The sequence below is a fragment of the Pyrococcus sp. genome, assembly GCF_030153625.1.
In the GTDB taxonomy this organism is placed as follows: Archaea; Methanobacteriota_B; Thermococci; order Thermococcales; family Thermococcaceae; genus Pyrococcus; species Pyrococcus furiosus.
This window is the reverse complement of record NZ_JASKLM010000004.1, coordinates 24513-43078: the sequence shown is the minus strand read 5'-3', so window position 1 is coordinate 43078 and position 18566 is coordinate 24513. Positions and strand designations below refer to the sequence as shown.

Here is an 18566-nt window from a genome sequence, read left to right as displayed (position 1 = left end):
GAGAAGAGAAATTCAAACTCCCCTCTCTTCCATTCTAACTTCTAACTCCGCTATATCTTGCCCACGCATTGGTTCACCAATTTCCCTGCTTATCTCGGCAAGAACATCAGGCTCATCCCAGTGGTTCACTGCCTCAACTATTGCCCTTGCCATTGCTGGTGGGTTTGAGCTCTTGAAGATTCCAGAACCTACGAACACACCGTCCATACCCATTGCCATCATTAGAGCTGCATCAGCTGGTGTGGCAACTCCACCTGCAGCAAAGTTCACTACTGGCAACCTTCCAAGCTTCTTTATCTCTAAGAGAATCTTGTAGAGACCATCAACGATTTCCCTGTATGTAAAGCCCTCATAGATGGGCTCATTTTCGAGGACTCTCTTTGGTAAACCGCTTATTTCCTTAACGCTGAATGCCAACCTTAAGTATGGTTCTGCAAACTTCTCTGCAACACCATATATTTCCTCATCAGTCATTCTCTGAATTAATCTTATGTTTTCATTAACTAGCCTCACATGCCTCACGGCCTCAATAATGTTTCCAGTTCCTGCTTCTCCCTTTGTTCTAATCATTGCGGCTCCTTCCCATATCCTCCTCACGGCCTCTCCTAAGTTCCTTGCACCACAAACGAATGGAACTGTGAACTTCTTCTTATATATGTGGAAGAATGGATCTGCTGGAGTTAGAACTTCACTTTCATCGATCATATCAACCCCTAAGGCCTCAAGAATTCTTGCCTCAGCTTCATGGCCAATTCTAACCTTTGCCATTACTGGAATTGTAACGGCATCCATTATCTCCTGAATCTTCTCCACTGGCGCCATTCTAGCAACTCCACCAGCCTTTCTAATATCAGCGGGGACCTTGTGAAGAGCCATTACTGCTACAGCACCAGCTTCCTCTGCAATTCTAGCCTGTTCAGCATTTGTGACATCCATAATGACTCCGCCCTTTACCATCTTTGCAAATCCTCTCTTGAGCCTTTCAGTTCCCTTCTCCATAATTATTTTCATCTTATCCATGCTAACCACCTCAAGTATAGTCTTTCAACAAAATATCAAGTTAAAACTTTATATAAACCTTACCTAAAATTTAGCAAACCATTGGCAAAAAAGAATAAAATTAGAGGCCAAGTTTTTGAAGTATTTCCATAGCAGCTTTTCTACCGCTCAAAAACATTCCACCAAAGATTGGCCCCATCCTTGGAGCTCCGCTAACAGCATTCGCCGCCATTCCAGTAACATAAAGTCCTGGGAATACTTCTTTTGTATTCTCAACTGTCAGCTTTTCACCCATCTCAGCCCACATTGCACCTTCTCCTGGGATCTTCTCGATTAACCCTCTTTTTAGAAGGAATTGAGTCACTTGAGCCCCGTGTCCAGTAGAATCTATCACGTACTTTGCCTCAACTGTCAATGGGTCAACGTGAAGCCCAGTCATCTTAACTGGAGTCCAATTAATAACAATTCCACTTACCCTATCGTCTTTTACAACCAAATCTTCAACCTCTACCATATTGAATATCTTAACTCCTGCCTTTACAGTTTTACTAGCTATTGTTGTGGCAACCTCTATGGCATCCGCAACATAGTATCCCTTCTCAAATTCTTCGTACCTTATATCGAATTCATCGAGTATTTCTTTTGCTTCCTCTTGAACCACTATTTTGTTGAATCCCATACCTCCTCCCCAGATGCCTCCCCCTATGGAGAGTTTCTTTTCAAATATGGCCACTTTGGCTCCACCTTTAGCAAGATAATACCCAGCCACCATCCCTGAAGGACCTGCGCCTACTATAGCAACGTCAAGTTCCAAGTTGTTTAAGAGGTCTTTGAAATAACTCTCAACTATAGCCCTACTTATAACAACGTCCTTCAGCATCTTTATCACCACTCAAAACTGAGTTTTATAATATAAAAACTTTGTTTTTTTCATCATGGAAAATGTTTTAAGTGCCCTACAAAACCAAGTTTTGTATTACAAAAACCCTATTATCTGGAGGTGCAAATATGACTCAGATGGAAGAAGCCAAAAGAGGAGTAATTACGGAAGAAATGAAGAAGATTGCAAAAATTGAGAAAATAGACCCAGAAAAATTAAGGAGAAGTGTTGCAAAAGGACATACTGTTATTTTTAGGAATGTAAATCACGATTGGGTTGTTCCGGTGGCGGTGGGTCAAGGGGTTAGGGTTAAGGTCAACGCAAACATAGGGACTTCAAGGGATATAGTAAACGTGGAAGAAGAGATCGAAAAGGCAAAGATAGCTGTAAAATATGGAGCCGACACTATAATGGATCTCTCCACGGGAGGGGATCTAGACTTCATTAGAAGAAAGATAATGAAAGCTGTGAACGTTCCCGTGGGAACAGTGCCAATATACCAAGCTGCAGAAGAAATGCTTGCAAGGGGAAAGGCCATAATAGAGATGACAGAAGATGATATGTGGAAAGCGGTAGAGAAACACTTTAAAGATGGCGTAGACTTTGTCACAATACATGCTGGAGTAACAAAGGAAGTTGTTGAGAAGTTAAAGAGAGTAAATAGGGTAGTTGGAATGGTATCAAGAGGAGGCACATTTTTGGCAGCATGGATACTTCACTGGGGCGAAGAAAATCCCTTCTATAAAAATTATGAGTACTTACTAGAGCTTGCAAAGGAGTATGACGTAGTTCTCAGTTTAGGCGATGGTCTTAGGCCTGGAGGGCTTCCCGATGCCGGAGATGAGCTTCAAATTGCAGAGCTCTACACTATAGGAAGACTAGTAAAGAGGGCTAGGGAATTTGGAGTTCAAACTATGGTAGAAGGGCCAGGTCATGTGCCAATAGACCAGATACCAACTCATATAAGGCTCATGAAGATTGCAAGTGACAATGCACCGGTTTATGTGCTTGGTCCAATAGTTACCGATATCTTCCCTGGCTATGACCACATTTCCGCAGCCATTGGAGGTGCAATTGCAGCTTTAAATGGAGCAGACTTCCTCTGCTATGTAACTCCAGCTGAGCATTTAGGCCTTCCAACCATAGAGCATGTAAAAGAAGGAGTAATAGCAACGAAAATAGCAGCTCATGCAGTAAACCTAACAAGATTTGAGGAAGACTTTAAGATTGACTACCAGATGAGCCTTGCTAGAGGAAAGCTCAACTGGAAAGAGCAATTTAAGATCGCATTTGACAAAGAGAAATTTATCGAGATAAGAAAAGAGAGGCCAACAAAGAGTGAAGCGTGCTCCATGTGTGGAGATCTTTGCGCAATTAAGATTGTAAGGGAAATGCTTGGACACAAGGCAAGAAGCTAAGTTTGAACAAATGCTAATTTTTCACCTCCAATACTGTGATTTTTTGGATTTTTTAAAAATTAAATATTTAATGTCACTCAAACTTTATTATCTCTTGGTGGTCGAATGAGAATAGTTGTTATAGGTTCGGGAACTGCAGGAAGCAACTTTGCACTTTTTATGAGGAAATTGGACAGAAAAGCCGAGATAACAGTAATTGGAAAAGAAGAAACAATGCAATATTCTCCCTGCGCTTTGCCTCACGTCATAAGCGGAGTTATAGAAAAGCCCGAAGATGTAATAGTTTTCCCCAATGAATTTTATGAAAAGCAGAGAATTAAGCTCCTCCTAAACACTGAAGCTAAGAAAATAGACAGGGAAAGGAAAGTCGTTGTCACTGATAAGGGTGAAATTCCATACGACAAGCTTGTTATAGCAACAGGTTCTAAGGCTTTTGTCCCTCCAATAAAGGGAGTAGAAAATGAGGGAGTTTTCACACTGAAGAGCCTAGAAGATGTCCGAAAGATAAAGGAGTTTATTAAAAAGAGAAATCCAAAGAACGCCGTTGTGATCGGCGCGGGTTTAATTGGGCTGGAAGGAGCCGAAGCTTTCGCAAAGCTAGGAATGAAGGTTACAGTTGTTGAGCTTTTAGAGCACCTCTTGCCCACCATGCTGGACAAAGATATTGCTAAAATAGTCGAAGAAAACATGAGAAAGTACGGAGTAGACTTCAAATTTGGAGTTGGAGTGGATGAAATAATAGGAGATCCAGTGGAAAAAGTAAAAGTGGGAGAGGAGGAAATCGACGCTGATATAGTTCTTGTAGCTACTGGTGTTAGGGCGAATGTAGAGTTAGCCAAAGAGGCAGGACTTGAGGTCAACAGGGGAATAGTCGTAAATGAATACCTCCAAACTAGTGACCCAGATATCTATGCAATAGGAGACTGTGCTGAGGTTATAGATGCAGTCACTGGAAAAAGAACTCTCAGCCAACTTGGAACTTCAGCAGTTAGAATGGCAAAAGTTGCTGCAGAGAACATAGCTGGGAGAAATGTGAAGTTTAGACCAGTATTCAACACTGCCATAACTGAGATCTTTGATCTTGAAATTGGAGCCTTTGGTATTACAGAGGAGAGGGCCAAGAAGGAGGAAATCGAAGTGGTTGTAGGAAAATTCAGAGGTTCAACGAAACCTGAATACTACCCAGGAGGAAAGCCGATAGTTGTTAAGTTAATCTTTAGGAAAGAAGACAGAAGACTAATAGGTGCTCAAATAGTGGGCGGAGAAAGAGTTTGGGGGAGAATAATGACACTTTCTGCATTAGCCCAGAAAGGAGCTACCGTTGAAGATGTTGTCTATCTTGAAACTGCCTATGCTCCTCCAATAAGCCCAACTATAGATCCAATTACGATAGCAGCTGAGATGGCTATGAGAAAGTTATGATAACCTGGGCTTCTTTTGTATTATTTTTTTGGTGATTTTTATGGAGGATTGATTAACCTCTCAAGGTTATGAAGGTCAAAACTTAAATACCTGTATTACTACTTTTAGTTGATTAGGGATGACCATGAAAAAGGCAATAATGATACTTACGATCTTCACTTTGCTACTCTTTGCCCAGGGTGTGAAAGGAAGAGACAGCAATGTTGTTTATGTAGCTCAAATTACAGGCCAGATAACATCATACACCTTTGACCAATTTGACCGCTACATCTCAATAGCTGAAAGAAACAATGCTAGGGCAATAATCATTGAGCTAGACACGCCAGGAGGAAGAGGAGACGCAATGATGGAAATAATTCAGAGAATACAACAGGCAAAGGTTCCTGTAATAATTTATGTCTATCCTCCAGGAGCATCAGCTGCTTCTGCGGGAACTTACATAGCCTTAGGCGCCCATTTAATAGCCATGGCTCCTGGGACAAGCATAGGAGCCTGTAGGCCTATTCTCGGATATTCACAAAATGGATCAATAGTAGAAGCACCCCCTAAGATCGTTAATCATTATATAGCCTACATAAAAAGCCTCGCCGAGGAAAGTGGGAGAAATGCCACTATAGCTGAGAAGTTTATAACAGAAGACCTCAGCCTTACCCCAGAAGAAGCTCTAAAGTATGGAGTTATTGAAGTCATAGCAAGAGATGTCGATGATCTTCTGGAGAAAGCAAACGGAATGACAACTAAAATCCCAGTGAATGGAAGATACATAAAACTAAACTTCACTAATGTGGAAGTTCGGTATTTAGAACCCTCCTTAAAAGACAAACTAATTACCTACATAACTGATCCAAATATATCCTACATACTCTTAACTCTGGGAATCTGGGCCCTAATACTCGGGTTTCTAACTCCTGGATGGCATGTTCCAGAGACAATTGGAGCAATAATGATAATCCTTGCAATCCTAGGGTTCGGTTACTTTGGCTACAACGCAGCGGGCCTATTATTAATAATAGTGGGGATGTTGTTCTTTGTTGCAGAAGCCCTAACACCAACATTTGGCTTATTCACAGTAGCTGGTCTTATTTCCTTTATCCTAGGGGGAATTCTACTGTTTGGAGGGGGGAACGTGGAGTATCTAGTGAGTAAAGATGTCTTTTCCCAGCTCAGACTTATAATAATAATCCTGGGGGTGATAATTGCACTGTTCTTTGCCTTTGGCATGGCTGCAGTAATAAGAGCACATAGAAGAAAAGCTGCCACAGGAAAGGAGGAAATGATAGGAAGTGAAGGAACCGTTGTTGAGGAACTAAATCCGGAGGGGATGATAAAGGTTAGAGGAGAATTGTGGAAGGCAAGGAGTAAGGATGGAGAAAAAATAGAGAAAGGTGAAAAGGTAAAAGTTGTGGGAATGGAAGGCTTGACCCTTATTGTTGTTAGAAAGAAAGAGGAGGGTGGTAAGTGATGGCCACGCCAATAGGGTTTTTTACTGCAGCAATAATTTTGTTATTTATTTTGATTTTCCTTTCAAGTGCAATAAAGATAGTAAAGGAATATGAGAGGGCGGTGATATTCAGGCTAGGTAGAGTTGTAGGAGCAAGAGGACCAGGATTGTTCTTCATAATCCCAATATTCGAAAAGGCCGTAATAGTGGATCTTAGAACTCAAGTACTTGACGTCTCCGTCCAGGAGACAATAACCAAGGACAACGTTCCAGTTAGAGTAAATGCTGTAGTTTACTTCAGGGTCGTTGATCCTGTTAAAGCTGTCACCCAAGTAAAGAACTACATTATGGCAACCTCTCAGATTTCTCAGACGACATTGAGAAGTGTAATAGGTCAGGCCCACCTGGATGAACTCCTCAGTGAAAGAGATAAGCTCAACATGCAACTTCAAAGAATAATCGATGAGGCAACGGATCCATGGGGAATAAAAGTAACAGCTGTAGAGATTAAGGACGTGGAGCTACCAGCAGGAATGCAGAGAGCCATGGCAAAGCAGGCTGAAGCTGAGAGAGAAAGAAGAGCAAGGATTCTATTGGCAGAAGCTGAAAGGTAGGCAGCTGAGAAGCTTAGAGAAGCTGCAAGAATTATAAGCGAGCACCCAATGGCACTGCAACTTAGAACTCTCCAAACGATAAGCGACGTGGCAAGTGACAAGAGCAATGTTATTGTTCTCACCCTACCAATGGAAATGCTAAAGTTATTCAAGACACTTAGTGAAGCTGCAGAAGCATACAGAGAAAAAGTTGAAAAAGAGAAAGAAAAAGAGTGAACCTCTACTCTTTCTTTTCAATATCTTTCCATTTTATGTAACCACCCAGGAGGAATTTTGTAGGTAGCATTGGGTGGTGGGCATAGATTCTAAGCTTGTACATCCAGCAGGGCTCTTGAAGCCTCTCAAGAGCTCTACCCTCATACTTGTATATGTATTTTCCATTTCCAAGTGCTTTTACTGGCCTTAGCTCGACTGTGTTGGCATTTATCAAGCCTTGTTCCCCATCGACGAGACCATAGTAGATTTCTAATCTTACGTCCTCTGGAGTTAGATCTCCAAGATTTACTATCGCCTCTATAACGTGTTTGTTGACCTTCACATCTTCAATGTTAACATTCTCCCACTCTCTTGCAATTTTTTCTTTCCACTTAGCTATTTCTTTTGCCCATCTGTAGTCATCTCTACTCAAGAATATTCCTAGTTCTATGGCTTTTGAGTAGAACTTCGTTATATACTCTTTTAGCATTCTGTGAGTGCTAAAGTTAGGAGCAATGCTCTTTATGCTCTCTTTCATCATCCTTATCCAAGCTTCCCTGTTCTCATAATACATTGGAATTACGACGTTTTCCAAGAGGTCATAAAGACTCATTGCATCCCAGTAGTCATCTTCCTCGCTTTCTGGTTCTGTAGTAGTGTCACCGACTACCCAACCGTTTCTACCATTATATCCTTCAACCCACCAACCATCGTAGACGCTCAAATTTATTACACCGTTAAGTCCTGCCTTCATTCCGCTTGTTCCGCTAGCCTCCAATGGCCTCCTGGGAGTATTCAACCAAACATCCACTCCCGAAACAAACAGCCTTGCTGAACCCATGTCATAGTTCTCTATGAGGATTATCTTACCCTTGAATTCTGGCATTTGAGAGACTTCATACACTCTTCTCAGGAATTCCTTACCAGCCTCGTCCCTGGGATGAGCTTTGCCACCAAAAACAATGTATACAGGCCTTTCTGGGTTATTTACTATTCTCTTAAGTCTCTCTAAGTCTGTAAATAGGAGCACTGCTCTCTTATAAGTTGCAAATCTTCTGGCAAATCCAATTATGAGTGCGTTCTCATCTATATCTGGGAGAGGCTCCTCTATTCCCAGTCTCTCGTTTCTTCTCATAATCTTCCGTCTTACTAGGTCAATGAACTCTCTCTTTGCCTTTAGGTGAGCCTCCCACAACTCTTCGTCTGGAATTCTCTCGATTGCATACCATATACCCTCAAGGTTTATATGCTCTCTCCAAATCTTTCCAAGATAAATATCGTAGAGCTTTGCTATGCTCTCATGCACCCAAGTAGCTGTGTGGACTCCGTTGGTAATACCCTCAATTGGGATTTCATCTATTGGCACTCCTTTCCATAAATCAGCCCACATTTCTCTAGTTATCTTTGCATGTAATTTGCTCACACCGTTAACAAAGTTTGAAGTCTTAATAGATAATACTGTCATGTTAAAGTTCGAATCTCCTGGGAATCTTCTTCCAAGGTCGAGGAATTTTTCTGCTGGCAGTCCTTCAAAGAACTTAGCAAGCTTTTCTCTAACAAAGTCCGCTGGAAAGACATCGTGCCCTGCTGGTACTGGGGTGTGCGTTGTAAAGACACTCGTTCCCCTCACTACTTCTAAAGCCTCTTCAAAGCTCAAACCTTCATCCATTAACCATCTTATTCTCTCGAAGTTTGCAAAAGCTGGATGGCCTTCATTTAAGTGAATAACTCCAGGTTCTATTCCTAAAGCTTTTAATAGTCTCATTCCTCCAATACCCAGTAGAATTTCCTGCTTTATCCTCTTATCGGGCTCTGCATTATAGAGATAATCACAGATTTTTCTATCTTCCTCGTTATTTTCAGGAACATCAGTATCTAAGAGGTACAAATCTACTCTCCCCACTTTTACCAGAAAAACTCTCGCTTTAACGATTCTATTCTCCATCGGAACATCTATCAGGAGGGGAGACCCATCTTCATTTAGAACTTGTCTTATGGGCATCTCAGAGATATTATACTCGGGGAAGATCTCTATTTGTCTTCCATTCTTGTCTATTTCTTGCTTGAAGTACCCATGTTTGTAGAGTAATCCTATTCCAATCAAAGGAAGGCCAAGATCACTGGCTGTCTTTAAGTGATCTCCGGCAAGTATTCCAAGCCCACCTGAATAGATGGGAAGGCTCTTACTTATACCGTACTCCATACATAGGTAAACTATTGGCTTATCCCACTTTGGATAATTAGTTGAAAACCAAGTGGTTTCTGGATTGAGGTAAGAGTTGAACCTCTCAATTACGAGTTCATATAAGTCTAAGAAGGTATCATCCCTTGATAATTCTTTCAATCTAGACTCTGGAACATCAAGAAGTAATTTCACTGGATTCTTATACTCTCTCCAGTGATCTTCATCAATTCTCTGCCATAGCTTCATTGCCTTATCATCCCAGCTCCACCAATAGTTGTAGGCCAATTCTGCGAGTTTCTTTAAGTTTTCAGGAAGCTTTTTCTCAATTTTTTTCTTAATTGAATTCTCCACTTTAACCATTTTCAAACACCTCCTTGCCCTACTATTTTTAGAGCTTTTTCGTAATCCTCTTGAGAGTACAAGACTAGAAACACTTCTCTTAGGGATTTAGCGGAAGGCAGGAATTCCTTAACTACTTCTACAAAAGTCTCAACAACCTTCTCCAAAGGACAACCATAGATTCCAGCACTTATTGCTGGAAATGCTATGCTTTTAACCCCAAGTTCATCAGCCTTTTTCAAAGCTCCCAGTATAGCCAACTTTAATTTGCTCTTTTTATCTTCGTCCCAGGAACCTCCACAATAGGGACCAACGGTGTGAATCACGTATTTAACTCCATTCTTTTCTAATTGAAGGGGTGGGGTGACTACAACTTCACCATGATCAATCCAATCTTTCCCCAGTTGCTCTCGCATAGCTTCCTTGCTTATTCTGATGTACTCCCTAACGTCTCCAGCAGCAGCTTTTGCAATTGCATAAGCTACTCCCCCTCCATGCTCTAGATACTTGTTAGCAGCATTGACAATTGCCTCAGCTCTAAATTTTGTAATATCCCCTTTAACAACCTTGATCATGGTAATCACCCATTATTTTTTCCAACATGGCAAGCTCTTTTTTTGAAAGCCAGCTTAAATCTCCAACGCAAATTACTTTCGAGTTGTTCAGAATACTAACATCTCGAAGATATGCCAGCATCTTTGCAACAGGTTCAAATCCATTTTCCAAAATTAAATAGTCAAGACAGTCTATTATAACGATTTTTCCATTCTCTAGTTTCTTACTCGCGATATCAACTAATTTTTCTAGTTTATTGGGATCTATTGTATTTTTTCCTTCAACCTTTGTAATCCAGAACCAATCCTCTTTATTTTGAGGCTCTCTCGAGAATACAACAGCATTATCTAGTTCAATTTCTGGAAATTCCTTGCATATTCTCAATCCAGACTTATTAGTCTGCAGTTCTTCACCCACTGGAGAGAGAAAAGTCAAAATTTCTTTTTTACTAGTTGATAACATGAGATACCCAAACGCCACTAGAATGGCGAATATCAAGTATATGGAAATTTTAGTTGGCAATAAGAGCACTAGAGAAAGTATTCCCACCAACATCCCGCTGGCTTTTACGGGTTTTTCATGAGCTATTATCATTACTATGGCTGCCATTAGGAGAAAGGCAATGCTAACTACGAGAGATATAGAACTTTTGTAGAATAATATTGAGGCTGCAAATGGAGCTATAGCAACCCACTTTATTCCCCTTCCATTTCTTGGGAGTAATGTTCCATTTAAAATCTCTAAGGTTCCAAGCCAAATGGCTCCAGAAAACATTGCAAGGGTAAGTGGCTTAGTGTAATCTCCCACAAATACCCATAAGGCCATAGCTAAGAATGCTATTGAAAAGTATAGCATCTCTAACTTATTCCGTGTATAGTAGAAGTAGAAAAACATGGCATAGAGAAATAGGAAAGAGAGCCCTATAATGAAGTTTGGCTGGAAGATCCACATTATTCGATCACCTTCAAAAACTTATCTAATATTTTTTCTTCATTTACCGTTAAAAACTCTCCATCTAATATCACTATCTCTCCATTTACAAAGAGTGTATCAACGTCCCCTCCTCTTGCCGAATAGATCAGCAGAGATGTTGGAGAATTGAGAGGTAATAAGTGCGGCCTTCTTAGGTTTATCAGCGCTAAATCTGCAATATACCCCTCTTTTATCACTCCACTCTTGAGTCCTAATGCCTTTGCTGGATTCACTGTCGCCATTTTCAAAATTTCTTCTGACTTTACTATTGCTGGATTTAAATGGGCAACTTTTTGAAGAAGGCTGGCCAATCTCATTTCTCTCAGCATATCAAGAGTATTGTTACTTGCAGCTCCATCCGTTCCGAGGGCCACATTCACTCCAAGGTCGAGAGCTTTTCTCAATGGAAAGACACCACTTCCAAGTTTCATATTGCTTGCTGGGCAGTGAACTACAGTGGCATTTGCAGAAGAAAGCATCCTCAACTCTTCCTCACTTAACCAAACTCCATGTGCAGCTATTAATTTTTCATTGAGCAGACCAACTTCATCCAACAATTGGGTAGGGGTCATTCCATATTTCTTCCTTATTTCCTCCACTTCTTTCTTGGTTTCAGAAAGATGAATTGTCACTGGAACGTTCCATTGATTGGCTTTTTTAGAAACCCACTTTAAACACTCTAGAGAGCAAGTATAGGGAGCATGAGGAGCTAAGACAAAGTTTACAAGCGGAGAATTTATTTTTGTTACATACTCATAAAATTTCTCAGTCTCCTTAATCTCAACTTCAAGCTTCTCTCTGTTTTCCAAATCAACCATTCCGTATCCCAAGAACCCCCTCAGACCAACTTCTATTGTCGCTTTTGCTACCTCCTCTATGTGAAAGTACATGTCAACAAACGTGGTTACTCCAGAACGAGCCATTTCAACTAATCCAAGAAGAGTTCCCCAGTATATATCCTTCCTCTTAAGCTCTCTTTCCCTGGGCCATATATAATTTTGAAGCCATTCTTGGAGTGGGACATCCTCTGCCAAACCTCTGAGTAAAACCATTGACACATGAGTATGAGCATTAATTAACCCAGGAATTACTAGATGAGAAGAAGCGTCGATAACCATATCAGCCGGAGCTCTAATGTTTTTCCCCACTTCCTTTATCACACCATCTTCAATAAGTACATCAGATCTCACAATTGTAAACTCATCACCATAAATGATCATTCCATTTTTAATTATCACTGACAATGATACATCACCTACTTAAGAATTAAGCGGACAAATATAAAAACCTTGCCCAGTTTTTTCATGAGGGGATAATTAATGAGCATAAAAATAGAGCTTTTTGGAATTACTTTCGAAAATCCGCTCATATTAGCCTCGGGAGTTGTTGACATGACACCAGAGTTGCTAAGAAGAGCCCACAAAGAAGGAGCAGGAGGAGTAGTGACTAAATCAATCGGAATAGAACCCAGAAAAGGATATGATAACCCAACTGTAGTAGAAGTCCCATGTGGATTAATAAATGCTATGGGACTACCAAACCCTGGATGGAAAGCATTTCTTGAGGAATTTGAGAAAGAGTCATTCGATTTTCCAGTTATAGTCTCAATCTTTGGAGGGAATCCCGAAGAGTTTGCATTCCTTGCGGAGAAACTTGAACGTGTAGGAGATGCCTTTGAATTGAACTTAAGTTGTCCCCATGCAAAAGGATATGGATTGGAGATAGGACAAGATCCAGAAAACGTATATAGGGTTGTTAAAGCTGTTAAAGATGTTACAGATAAACCCGTAATAGCAAAACTAACTCCAAACACGAGTGATATAACCAAGCTGGGCCTAGCTGCAGAAAAAGCTGAAGCAGATGGAGTTTCTGCCATAAACACACTAAAGGCTATTGCAATTGATATCTATGCTAAAAGACCGATACTCAGCAACAAATTTGGGGGATACTCTGGCCCAGGGATCAAACCAATAGCACTTAGAGCTGTTTATGATCTGGCTTCAAAACTAGATATTCCGATTATTGGAATCGGAGGCATAACTACTTGGCAAGATGCAGTAGAATTCCTATTAGCCGGAGCTTCTGCAGTTCAAATTGGAACTGCTGTTTATTTAAAAGGATTTTCTGTATTTAGGGAGATTGCAGAAGGGATTAGAAAATACTTGGAGGAAGAAGGATTTTCCAGTGTAAAGGAAATAATAGGGCTTGCCCAAAAAGTTTAACATCTGCCGATCAAAAGTTCGTTAAAAGCAGAAGGATAAAGTTATAATATTAAGAGAGAACGGATAGATGGAAGCAATTTCAGAGGTGATTTAAATGAGTTTGGAGGCTCTTTTTAATCCAAAAAGCGTCGCAGTTATAGGAGCTTCTGCAAAGCCTGGGAAAATAGGATATGCAATTATGAAAAATCTCATAGAATATGGGTATGAAGGCAAAATATACCCAGTAAACATCAAAGGCGGGGAAATAGAGATTAACGGAAGGAAATTCAAAGTCTACAAGAGCGTTCTTGAGATTCCTGATGAAGTAGATATGGCAGTCATTGTAGTTCCAGCTAAGTTTGTCCCTCAGGTTCTAGAGGAATGTGGTCAAAAAGGCGTCAAGGTCGTCCCAATTATAAGCTCTGGATTTGGAGAGCTAGGAGAAGAAGGAAAGAAAGTCGAGCAACAACTTGTCGAAACTGCCAGAAAATATGGAATGAGGATCCTTGGTCCTAACATCTTCGGAGTTGTATACACTCCAGCAAAGCTTAATGCAACATTCGGTCCAACTGACGTTCTCCCAGGGCCATTAGCACTAATTAGCCAAAGCGGTGCCCTTGGAATTGCACTAATGGGATGGACAATACTGGAGAAAATAGGACTTTCAGCCGTTGTTAGCGTTGGGAATAAAGCCGACATTGACGATGCAGACCTTCTAGAGTTCTTCAAGGATGATGAGAATACGAGAGCTATTCTAATTTACATGGAAGGTGTGAAAGATGGAAGGAGGTTCATGGAGGTAGCAAAAGAGGTTAGCAAGAAGAAGCCAATAATTGTCATTAAAGCCGGAAGAAGCGAGAGAGGAGCAAAAGCAGCCGCTTCACACACGGGATCTCTTGCAGGTAGTGACAAAGTTTATAGCGCAGCATTTAAGCAGAGTGGAGTCTTAAGAGCATATACCATTGGTGAAGCTTTTGACTGGGCAAGAGCTTTAAGCAATCTACCTGAGCCACAAGGAGATAACGTTGTGATAATCACCAACGGAGGAGGAATTGGAGTAATGGCAACTGACGCCGCAGAAGAAGAAGGCTTACACCTCTATGACAACCTTGAAGAGCTCAAGATATTCGCAAACCACATGCCACCATTTGGAAGCTATAAGAATCCCGTTGACTTAACTGGAATGGCAGATGGAAAGAGTTATGAAGGTGCTATAAGGGATGCTCTTGCTCATCCAGAAATGCACTCAATAGCAGTTCTCTATTGTCAGACTGCCGTCCTTGATCCAAGAGAACTGGCTGAGATAGTGATAAGAGAGTACAACGAAAGTGGAAGAAAGAAGCCTCTTGTAGTTGCAATTGTGGGTGGTATAGAGGCAAAAGAAGCCATAGACATGCTAAACGAGAACGGAATTCCTGCATATCCAGAACCAGAAAGGGCAATAAAGGCATTATCAGCACTGTACAAGTGGAGCAAGTGGAAAGCAAAACACAAAGAAAAGTAAAGAAGAAATCAATGGGCGTTCTTTTTCTTCTTCCACTTCTTACTCCATCTATATTTCCTTAGCCTTCTGCTTCTACCGAATCCACAAGCTGCACAATAGCCTTTCTTTACATTATATGAAACTCTACCGCATCTCCTGCATCTAATGTGAGTGGGAGTGCTATTTCTTTTTCCAAAGGTCGCTGTTCCACTACCCATCAACACTCACCTCAACCTTCTTCTGTTGGAGAAATCGCCAAGACATTGTCACCTCTGATCACGATTTTGCCGTACTTCTTTACAACTTCTCCATCTTGGAGCAATTCAGCATTGGCTAAAACTACGTTGAGGTGAATGTCATATCCAATGAGCTTACCCCTAAATTCGAATCCCTTCTTTAGTATCACGAGCACATCTTTATCCAAGGACTTGTGTATGACATCGAGAGGCCTTTCCGCCATTTTTATTCCCCCCTTTGTTTCACAAACATAATTGGAAGTTCCTTTATAACTCTTTCCTTATGGAACTCAACCTTCTTCCCAGGAAATAAGGGCCGAAAGTTTCGTGAATTAATTGTTTATTCTTCACGCCAAGCTACTCTCCAAGGATATTTAAAATTTTCTTGCTTATGTATATATTACAAACGACAATATCCCCACCAAGCCATCAAATTTATATCTTATGATGATGAAAATTTTTTAGAGGTGTTAATAGATGAGAGGAATTCTTGATGATATTGACAAGAAGATAATAGAGATTCTTCAAAAAGATGGAAAAGTCCCCCTAAGAGAGATATCAAAAATTACCGGCTTAGCAGAATCAACAATTCATGAGAGAATCAAGAGATTGAGAGAAAGTGGAGTAATAAAGAAGTTTACGGCAGTTGTAAATCCAGAAGCCTTGGGATACAATATATTAGCCTTTATATTGATAAAGGTGAAGGCTGGAAAGTACTCTGAGGTAGCATCAAAGCTAGTCAAATATCCAGAAATTGTTGAGGTTTATGAAACCACTGGTGACTATGATATGGTTGTGAAAATTAGAACAAAGAATAGTGAGGAGCTCAACAACTTTCTTGATATGGTGGGGAGCATAGAAGGGGTTGAAGGAACACACACGATGATAGTTTTAAAGGTTCACAAGGAAACGACTGAATTACCTGTCAAATAGCCTCCTGGGGGAAAAATATGGCAAAGGAGTTCTCTATAATCAACATAAGACAAGTTAGAAATGATGTTAAAAATTGGAAGATCAAAGATGCTGCTGAAGCTATTGCATTAGCAAAGAATAAGGTTAGTATTTTAGAATATTTGTTAAATGACAAGGACAGCGAGGTAAAGTCAAATACCCTTTATCTAATTGAAAAATTAATCAAAGAAAAAGTCCTTTCTCCAATTGAAGTTGAAAATCTTCTGGACAAGATAATAGAACTAACTAAGCACCCTTACGAGAAAGTCTCATTAGACGCAATAAAATTGTTAAAATTTATATTAGAGAACGTTGATATTTCGGAAAATTCATATACAAAGATATCTGAAGCCCTCACAAATGTTATCAAAGAAGGAAGAGGAGTTCTCAGCGAATATGCTGCTGAAAGTTTAGGTGTTTTAGGGATAAAGGTAAAGATCCTTGTGAGAAAATTAGTTTCAGCACTTTTATCCATATTAAAAGGAAGCACAAAAAGAGAAGTCCAAAGTGCAGCTATAACTGCGTTGACAGAAATAGCGATTAAGTCCAACGACAAAGAGATATCGGAGAATATAATAAATGAACTCTCTGAGTTAGTGAAGTCGGAAGATGAATACTTACGAGAAAGAGTGCTAGCAGCGATAGAGAGAATTATCAGTAGACATCCACAAATTTCCGAAGAAGCAATCAAAAACTTATCAAATGCCTTAATGACACTTAGCAAAGAAAAAGGATCAGAAAAGATCGATAGGATCATTAATACACTTAAAGAAAAGAAAGAAGAATTGTTGGAGGAATTCTCAAAATATAAAGTAGAGGAGTTGTTTGATTTAGAGAAACATGAAATTGTAGCGGAACTAGCCAAAAGAGATGAGAATGTTCTCGATGCTGTGATAGATTTATTATCGTCAGAAGACTATATAAAGCGAACGGATGCTTTATGGGTACTATCTAAAATTGTTGATAACCTAGGGCCCAGCAAGGCGTATTCAATATTGCCAAGCTTGGGCAGTTTTGTAAAATCTAAGAATCCTTGGGTTAGAGATACTGCAACAAAGATACTGGCAACGATTTATTTCCTATATCCCGGGACTAAAAACTACATATTATCTCTTCTGGATTCTCTAGTAAAGTCTCCAAAGAAAGAGGACTTAGAGGCTGGTCTTAAGATTGTAGAAGAAATGTCAAAGAACCCCGAAGCTATTGACTTATTCAAGGCTGTTCTTATCCTGACATTAAAAAGGCTTCAAGAAAATGAGGTAAGGCTACCAATCCTTAAATTCTATGCTCGCATGTCTGACAAATTTTTGGTTCTGGATGAAGATGTCCTAGAGGTTATGTTTAATGCGTTGAATTCAATTTATGAAAGAGCTACTGACGAAGAAAGATTAATAATTACTCAACTTCTTGATTTAATAGCAACTCTAAAAACTAAAAAACAAGAAGCTAAGGAGAGCCTTCAGTAAGCTTTAGTATCGCTTCCGCTAAATCTCCATTAGCTTCTTCCAAAGCCTTTTTTGCTGTTTCATAGTCAACACCAGTCTGCTCCATTACAAGTTTAATATCTTCTTCAGATATTACTAGTTTTACTTTCTCCTCTTCTTCTCCTCCAGCAATTTGATATATCTTTTCTCCCATGGCTTTTATCACGGTCACAGTTGGATTTTTTATTATAATCTCTCTGTCTTCGAGCCTTATGATAACTTCAACAACGTTATCAAGCTGTCTCATGTCAAGTTGCTTCATCAATTTTTTGAGCTGTTTTGGGTTCATTGGCATCATTTCCTATCACCTAAGAAGAGATGGTGCGGGGGGCGGGATTCGAACCCGCGCAGCCCTACGGCACCGGATCTTAAGTCCGGCCCCTTTGGCCAGGCTCGGGCACCCCCGCTCACATCCACATGAATAATTGAAGTTTAAAAATGTTATTCTTCTCATAAAGGCCACGTCTATCTACAAAGTGTATAGAACAAGTAGTGAGGTAACAGGTTTAAGTTAGTGACAATACTTCAGAAAAAGAAGGGAGAACATGAGAATTAAAACCATTATTTACTGTATGGTTTCGGCCTTGAAAACCTTTCGCCGGAACAAAATCCCCCCAGAAAAGTGCTTCTGAAACAATTTTAGAGCTAGAGACTAGTGGAGGAGTCACAACTTAGTTTTCTGTTTACCTTCTGGTATAATTTGTCAGGGATTTATTCTAGGTTTGATAGACCTCCTGGTAATGTTACTGAATGGATCCAGGAGGAGATCACCATAACAGTATCGCTATGTGTAAATTAAATTAAAATAGAGAGTTAGAGCCCTTAAGCATCTACTCTTCTTCTATTTCCTCGATTTCCTCTAATATGTGCTCAAATTTCTTAAAGTCTTCTGTTTTAGCGAGTAATGTTATGAACTCATCAATTTCGTCTTTCTCTAGGAAAGCTCCAGCGAGCATCCTACCTGTATACTTGTTGTCCTTGATCTCCCAGAACAGATAAAATTCTGGGAATACTTGCTTAATTTTTCTATATGCAACTCCATATTTTGAGTCCTTTAATGGATTTTGCTCAAGATAAAAGTGGTTTGGACTGAGCTCTATCATGTGAAGTATTGCTCCTCTTTTTGTTCTTACAAGCTTAACTTTTACATTCCATTCTTTCAATACCCTCATCCAGAATCACCTAAAAAAT

The 18566-nt window shown here is 40.1% G+C and carries 17 protein-coding genes, 1 tRNA gene and 2 pseudogenes; 9 read left to right on the top strand and 11 right to left on the bottom strand.

Annotated elements, in window-relative coordinates:
- Nucleotides 1-12: 12 nt before the first annotated feature.
- Together pdxS and PWP39_RS01350 are read right to left on the bottom strand one after the other, a co-directional pair.
- Nucleotides 13-1020, bottom strand: coding sequence for a pyridoxal 5'-phosphate synthase lyase subunit PdxS (pdxS, locus tag PWP39_RS01355; RefSeq protein ID WP_011012676.1), 1008 nt, complete (start codon nt 1018-1020; stop codon nt 13-15).
- Between the two features lie 100 nt (nt 1021-1120).
- The gene (locus PWP39_RS01350; protein WP_011012677.1) at nt 1121-1879 is read right to left on the bottom strand and encodes a sulfide-dependent adenosine diphosphate thiazole synthase; all 759 of its coding nucleotides are present in this window, start codon (nt 1877-1879) and stop codon (nt 1121-1123) included.
- Between the two features lie 128 nt (nt 1880-2007).
- Here PWP39_RS01350 and thiC point away from each other — a divergent pair, with 128 nt between their 5' ends.
- The 4 genes and pseudogenes from thiC (at nt 2008) to PWP39_RS01330 (ending at nt 6990) form a co-directional block, all read left to right on the top strand.
- Complete coding sequence (thiC, locus tag PWP39_RS01345; RefSeq protein WP_011012678.1) at nt 2008-3297, top strand: phosphomethylpyrimidine synthase ThiC; 1290 nt, start codon at nt 2008-2010, stop codon at nt 3295-3297.
- Between the two features lie 105 nt (nt 3298-3402).
- Nucleotides 3403-4719 (top strand): NAD(P)/FAD-dependent oxidoreductase, encoded by a 1317-nt coding sequence (locus tag PWP39_RS01340; RefSeq protein WP_011012679.1) that lies wholly within the window; start codon nt 3403-3405, stop codon nt 4717-4719.
- Nucleotides 4720-4843: 124 nt separating this feature from the next.
- Nucleotides 4844-6181 (top strand): NfeD family protein, encoded by a 1338-nt coding sequence (locus PWP39_RS01335; protein ID WP_014835437.1) that lies wholly within the window; start codon nt 4844-4846, stop codon nt 6179-6181.
- Nucleotides 6181-6990: pseudogene (locus tag PWP39_RS01330) on the top strand (slipin family protein). The gene PWP39_RS01335 and the pseudogene PWP39_RS01330 overlap by 1 nt, the downstream one beginning before the upstream one ends.
- A gap of 4 nt (nt 6991-6994) precedes the next feature.
- Here PWP39_RS01330 and malP read toward each other — a convergent pair.
- From malP to PWP39_RS01310, 4 genes are read right to left on the bottom strand one after another with little or no spacing between them, the layout of a single operon-like run.
- Nucleotides 6995-9514, bottom strand: coding sequence for a maltodextrin phosphorylase (gene malP, locus PWP39_RS01325; protein ID WP_011012682.1), 2520 nt, complete (start codon nt 9512-9514; stop codon nt 6995-6997).
- Between the two features lie 2 nt (nt 9515-9516).
- Nucleotides 9517-10068, bottom strand: a complete 552-nt coding sequence (locus PWP39_RS01320; RefSeq protein ID WP_014835438.1) for a [protein ADP-ribosylglutamate] hydrolase — start codon at nt 10066-10068, stop codon at nt 9517-9519.
- Nucleotides 10052-10999 carry a DUF835 domain-containing protein gene (locus PWP39_RS01315; protein WP_011012684.1) on the bottom strand — a complete coding sequence of 316 codons (948 nt, stop codon included), beginning with the start codon at nt 10997-10999 and terminating at the stop codon, nt 10052-10054. Before PWP39_RS01315 ends, PWP39_RS01320 begins: the two co-directional genes overlap by 17 nt.
- On the bottom strand, nt 10999-12258 hold the full coding sequence (locus PWP39_RS01310; RefSeq protein ID WP_011012685.1) for an amidohydrolase family protein: 1260 nt from the start codon (nt 12256-12258) through the stop codon (nt 10999-11001). Before PWP39_RS01310 ends, PWP39_RS01315 begins: the two co-directional genes overlap by 1 nt.
- 81 nt (nt 12259-12339) lie before the next feature.
- On the opposite strand from PWP39_RS01310, the gene PWP39_RS01305 reads away from it, so the two are divergent.
- Together PWP39_RS01305 and acdAI are read left to right on the top strand one after the other, a co-directional pair.
- The gene (locus PWP39_RS01305) at nt 12340-13242 is read left to right on the top strand and encodes a dihydroorotate dehydrogenase (RefSeq protein WP_011012686.1); all 903 of its coding nucleotides are present in this window, start codon (nt 12340-12342) and stop codon (nt 13240-13242) included.
- A gap of 94 nt (nt 13243-13336) precedes the next feature.
- Nucleotides 13337-14725, top strand: coding sequence for an acetate--CoA ligase II subunit alpha (acdAI, locus tag PWP39_RS01300; protein ID WP_011012687.1), 1389 nt, complete (start codon nt 13337-13339; stop codon nt 14723-14725).
- Between the two features lie 8 nt (nt 14726-14733).
- Here the strand turns inward: acdAI and PWP39_RS01295 are convergent, their stop codons facing one another.
- A complete protein-coding gene (locus tag PWP39_RS01295; protein WP_014835439.1) occupies nt 14734-14922 on the bottom strand; it encodes a 50S ribosomal protein L37e in 189 nt (62 codons plus the stop codon).
- An 11-nt stretch (nt 14923-14933) separates the two neighbouring features.
- Complete coding sequence (locus PWP39_RS01290) at nt 14934-15164, bottom strand: LSm family protein (protein ID WP_011012689.1); 231 nt, start codon at nt 15162-15164, stop codon at nt 14934-14936.
- Nucleotides 15165-15417: 253 nt separating this feature from the next.
- Between PWP39_RS01290 and PWP39_RS01285 the strand changes: the two genes are divergently transcribed.
- Together PWP39_RS01285 and PWP39_RS01280 are read left to right on the top strand one after the other, a co-directional pair.
- Nucleotides 15418-15873, top strand: coding sequence for an Lrp/AsnC family transcriptional regulator (locus PWP39_RS01285; protein WP_011012690.1), 456 nt, complete (start codon nt 15418-15420; stop codon nt 15871-15873).
- 17 nt (nt 15874-15890) lie between these two features.
- A complete protein-coding gene (locus tag PWP39_RS01280) occupies nt 15891-17357 on the top strand; it encodes a hypothetical protein (protein ID WP_011012691.1) in 1467 nt (488 codons plus the stop codon).
- Here the strand turns inward: PWP39_RS01280 and PWP39_RS01275 are convergent.
- Entirely contained in the window at nt 17338-17673 is a 336-nt protein-coding gene (locus PWP39_RS01275) for a nascent polypeptide-associated complex protein (RefSeq protein WP_011012692.1), read from the bottom strand. The genes PWP39_RS01280 and PWP39_RS01275 overlap by 20 nt on opposite strands.
- Nucleotides 17674-17694: 21 nt before the next feature.
- Nucleotides 17695-17782: transfer RNA gene (locus tag PWP39_RS01270), tRNA-Leu, on the bottom strand.
- Nucleotides 17783-17920: 138 nt separating this feature from the next.
- Between PWP39_RS01270 and PWP39_RS09750 the strand changes: the two are divergent.
- Nucleotides 17921-17998, top strand: a pseudogene (locus PWP39_RS09750) (IS6 family transposase); the annotation flags it as partial.
- A gap of 207 nt (nt 17999-18205) precedes the next feature.
- Here PWP39_RS09750 and PWP39_RS01265 read toward each other — a convergent pair.
- Nucleotides 18206-18547 (bottom strand): DUF7132 family protein, encoded by a 342-nt coding sequence (locus PWP39_RS01265; protein ID WP_011012693.1) that lies wholly within the window; start codon nt 18545-18547, stop codon nt 18206-18208.
- Between the last annotated feature and the right edge of the window lie 19 nt (nt 18548-18566).

Excerpts from the sequence above, each read along its gene's own strand:
- pdxS (WP_011012676.1), bottom strand. The coding sequence starts at position 1,020 with ATGGATAAGATGAAAATAATTATGGAGAAGGGAACTGAAAGGCTCAAG.
- PWP39_RS01350 (WP_011012677.1), bottom strand. The coding sequence starts at position 1,879 with ATGCTGAAGGACGTTGTTATAAGTAGGGCTATAGTTGAGAGTTATTTC.
- thiC (WP_011012678.1), top strand. The coding sequence starts at position 2,008 with ATGACTCAGATGGAAGAAGCCAAAAGAGGAGTAATTACGGAAGAAATG.
- PWP39_RS01340 (WP_011012679.1), top strand. The coding sequence starts at position 3,403 with ATGAGAATAGTTGTTATAGGTTCGGGAACTGCAGGAAGCAACTTTGCA.
- PWP39_RS01335 (WP_014835437.1), top strand. The coding sequence starts at position 4,844 with ATGAAAAAGGCAATAATGATACTTACGATCTTCACTTTGCTACTCTTT.
- malP (WP_011012682.1), bottom strand. The coding sequence starts at position 9,514 with ATGGTTAAAGTGGAGAATTCAATTAAGAAAAAAATTGAGAAAAAGCTT.
- PWP39_RS01320 (WP_014835438.1), bottom strand. The coding sequence starts at position 10,068 with ATGATCAAGGTTGTTAAAGGGGATATTACAAAATTTAGAGCTGAGGCA.
- PWP39_RS01315 (WP_011012684.1), bottom strand. The coding sequence starts at position 10,999 with ATGTGGATCTTCCAGCCAAACTTCATTATAGGGCTCTCTTTCCTATTT.
- PWP39_RS01305 (WP_011012686.1), top strand. The coding sequence starts at position 12,340 with ATGAGCATAAAAATAGAGCTTTTTGGAATTACTTTCGAAAATCCGCTC.
- acdAI (WP_011012687.1), top strand. The coding sequence starts at position 13,337 with ATGAGTTTGGAGGCTCTTTTTAATCCAAAAAGCGTCGCAGTTATAGGA.
- PWP39_RS01295 (WP_014835439.1), bottom strand. The coding sequence starts at position 14,922 with ATGGGTAGTGGAACAGCGACCTTTGGAAAAAGAAATAGCACTCCCACT.
- PWP39_RS01290 (WP_011012689.1), bottom strand. The coding sequence starts at position 15,164 with ATGGCGGAAAGGCCTCTCGATGTCATACACAAGTCCTTGGATAAAGAT.
- PWP39_RS01285 (WP_011012690.1), top strand. The coding sequence starts at position 15,418 with ATGAGAGGAATTCTTGATGATATTGACAAGAAGATAATAGAGATTCTT.
- PWP39_RS01280 (WP_011012691.1), top strand. The coding sequence starts at position 15,891 with ATGGCAAAGGAGTTCTCTATAATCAACATAAGACAAGTTAGAAATGAT.
- PWP39_RS01275 (WP_011012692.1), bottom strand. The coding sequence starts at position 17,673 with ATGATGCCAATGAACCCAAAACAGCTCAAAAAATTGATGAAGCAACTT.
- PWP39_RS01265 (WP_011012693.1), bottom strand. The coding sequence starts at position 18,547 with ATGAGGGTATTGAAAGAATGGAATGTAAAAGTTAAGCTTGTAAGAACA.